At 70.3% G+C, this 2,918-nt stretch carries 3 protein-coding genes; 1 reads left to right on the top strand and 2 read right to left on the bottom strand.

Going from position 1 to position 2,918, the window contains the following annotated elements:
* Positions 1-145 precede the first annotated feature (145 nt).
* Positions 146-628 (top strand): DUF6069 family protein, encoded by a 483-nt coding sequence (locus FXN61_RS51280; protein WP_223165910.1) that lies wholly within the window; start codon positions 146-148, stop codon positions 626-628.
* Between the two features lie 51 nt (positions 629-679).
* Here FXN61_RS51280 and FXN61_RS48585 read toward each other — a convergent pair whose 3' ends face one another.
* Positions 680-1,681 (bottom strand): beta-ketoacyl-ACP synthase III, encoded by a 1,002-nt coding sequence (locus FXN61_RS48585; RefSeq protein ID WP_167980518.1) that lies wholly within the window; start codon positions 1,679-1,681, stop codon positions 680-682.
* Between the two features lie 13 nt (positions 1,682-1,694).
* On the bottom strand, positions 1,695-2,918 hold a 1,224-nt coding region (locus tag FXN61_RS48580; protein ID WP_167980517.1), incomplete at its 5' end, for an aldehyde dehydrogenase family protein.

Below are 2,918 nucleotides of genomic sequence, written 5' to 3'. Positions count from 1 at the left end.
TACCGCGGATCACGGTGCATCCGGTGGACGCCCCGTCGCGGCAGTTGCCGATCGACCGCCGCGACGGCGCGTTGCGCGTGGACCTGGGCGCCGGTCGGGGTCGGATCGTGTCGTCGTCGACTGGCCGTCGCAGCATCTGCGAACCATGACGCCCCGCCGTGCCCGCGCAGCGCTGAGTCCCCACCATTTCAGGAGGAGTTGCTCCCATGTCAACAGCAACCAGGACCAGCACGGGCAAGGTCGTGCTGGGAGTAGTGGCCGCCATCGTGGCAGCCTCGATCGGCAACGCCATCGTGTCGTACCTGGCGCAGGCGCTCGGCGCCGACCCGAACGCCGTCGAAGGCCTGAAACCCCAGGGGTATGTCGTGCTGACCGCGGTCGCGTCATCATCGCCGCGTTCGCCTGGGCATCGATTCGCAAGCGCGCCAAGGATCCCGCCCGCACTCTCAGCAAGCTCGTGCCGATCGTCGTGGTCGTCTCGTTCCTGGCCGACGTCCCGGCGTTCTTCCTGCCGGGCGCCTCAGCCGTCGGCGTGATCGCCCTGATGGTCATGCACGTCGTCGTGGCCGCCGCCGCGGTCCCGATCTTCCACCGCGTCCTTCCGGTGCACACACTCGTTGCCGCGTAAAGGCTTCGAAGTCAGAACGGCCGGGGAAGCGTGCTCCCCCGGCCGTTCTGCTCACTCCGCGAGGCTGAGATCCGGCCACACCACGGTCGTCGCGCCCCAAGTCAGGCCGCCGCCGAACGCGGTCAGCAAGACCTTCTGGCCTGCCTGCAGTTCACCGGACCGCACGCCGTGTGCGAGGGCCAGCGGAATCGACGCGGCGGACGTGTTGCCGACGTCGGTGATGTTGGAGACGAACTTGTCGCGCGGCACCCCGAGCTCCTCGGAGACCGCGTCCAGGATCCGCGTGTTGGCCTGGTGCGCGATCACCCTGTCCACATCGGACGCGACCCAGCCCTGTCGCTTGACGGCGTTGCGGGACGCGGCGGACATGCGCGCGACCGCGTTCGCGAAGACCTCGCGGCCCTCCATCTGGAAGAACTTGTCGCCGTGCGGCACGATGTCGCGCGACGACCGCTGCCGTGACCCACCGGCGGGCACGGTGATCAGGTCGGACAGCTCGCCGTCGGAGCCGAGGTCGAACGGCCCGAGCGCGCCCGGCTCGTCCGGGGAGCCGGCGCGCAGCACCACCGCGCCCGCTCCGTCGCCGAAGATGACGGACGTGGTGCGGTCCTGCGGGTTGAGGATCGTGGAGTAGGCGTCACCGCCGATCACGATGAGGCTGTCCACGATCCCGGATGTGATCAGGCCGGCCCCGACGCCCAGCCCGTACACGAATCCCGTGCACACGGCCGCGATGTCGAACGCGGGGACGTCGACGAGGCCCAGCCGCGACGCGATCTCCGGCGCGGTCGCGGGGCAGGGCCTGTCCGGTGTGGTGGTCGCGAGGATCACCCCTCCCGCGCCCGGCACGCCCGCCGACCGCAGTGCCCGCCGCGCCGCCTCGACCGACAGGTCCGAGGTCGCCATGCCGGGTTCGACCACATGTCGTGTGGCGACACCGATCCGCGTCCTGATCCACTCGTCGGTCGTGTCCAGCCTGGCTGTCAGCTCGTCGTTGGTGACCACTCGCGGCGGGAGCCATGACCCGAGTCCCGCGACCACCGCTGCGCGCATTCTCCGACCTTCCTCACCGGTTGTCCTCCAGCACTTCCGGCAGGAAGCGACTGGGAAACCCTTGGAACACCACGGGACGCTGGAACCGCTCGACGGCCCGCACGCCGACGGAGGTGTGGAAAGGCGACGTGGTCGCGGGCCAGGGACCGCCGTGGTGCATCGCGGGGGTCGTCGCGATGTCGTTGGGCCACTGGTTCCACACGATCCGGCCCGCGCGTCCGGTCAGCTCGCTGATCAGTTCTGGCAGGACGTCGTCGTCCTCACCTTGCACGGTCGCGGTGAGCTGTCCTGGCAACGCGGCGGCGAGCTCCAGCAACTCGTTGCTGTCGCGGTAGGTCGCCACCACGGAGACGGGTCCGAAGCACTCGCTCAACGCCTCGTCGTGGCCGGCCAGAACGTCGGCGGCGGTGGTGCGCAACAACGTTGGCGCGTGCCCACCGGCGCCGGAGCCGCCCTCGACCATCACGTCGAGGAACGCGGTCAGCGCTTCCACACCGGTTTCGTAGCGCTTGGCCACGAGCTTGTTGAACAACGGCTCCGCCCGCAACGCGCGGACCTCGGCTGCGACCTCGTCGGCGAAATCCTCTGGTACCACGAGAAGTCCGGGTTTGGTGCACAGCTGCCCGCTCTGCTGCGACAACGCCTTGGCGAACCCGCGGGCGATCTCACGGCCGCGCTTCGCAGCGGCCTGGGACGTCACGAAAACCGGGTTCACGCTGCCGAAGCCACCGTAGAACGGGATCGGTTCCGGGCGGGTGGCGGCGAGGTGGTGCAGTTCGCGGCCGACGCGGGACGACCCGATGAACGCGACGGCCTTGATCCGCGGGTCGAGCACCAGCTGACGGGCGCGGCGCCGGCCGTGGACGAGCGCGAACACGCCCTTGGGCAGCACCTCTTCGACGATCTCGGCGGTGCGGTCGGCGAGATCGGGGTAGCTGTGGCTCGCCTTCACCACGACCGGGCACCCGGCGGCCAGAGCGGAGGCCGTGTCGCTGCCGGCGACGGAGAACGCGAACGGGTACGACGTGGAGCCGAAGACGGCGACGGGGCCGAGCGGGATCAGCATGCGGCGCAGATCAGGGCGTGGTCCCGGTGGCCAGGCGGGGTCCTCGTGGTCGATGACGACCCCGTTGACCGCGCCCGAACGCAGGTACCCGGCGAACGAGGCGCAGCTGAGGAAGACGGTGCGGCCACCTCCGCGCGCAGGCGGCGCCGGGAGCCTGCACTCCCACTCGGC

The sequence above is a fragment of the Lentzea indica genome (assembly GCF_012184385.1).
Taxonomy (GTDB): Bacteria; Actinomycetota; Actinomycetes; order Mycobacteriales; family Pseudonocardiaceae; genus Lentzea; species Lentzea indica.
This window is presented reverse-complemented; position numbering and strand designations above follow the sequence as displayed.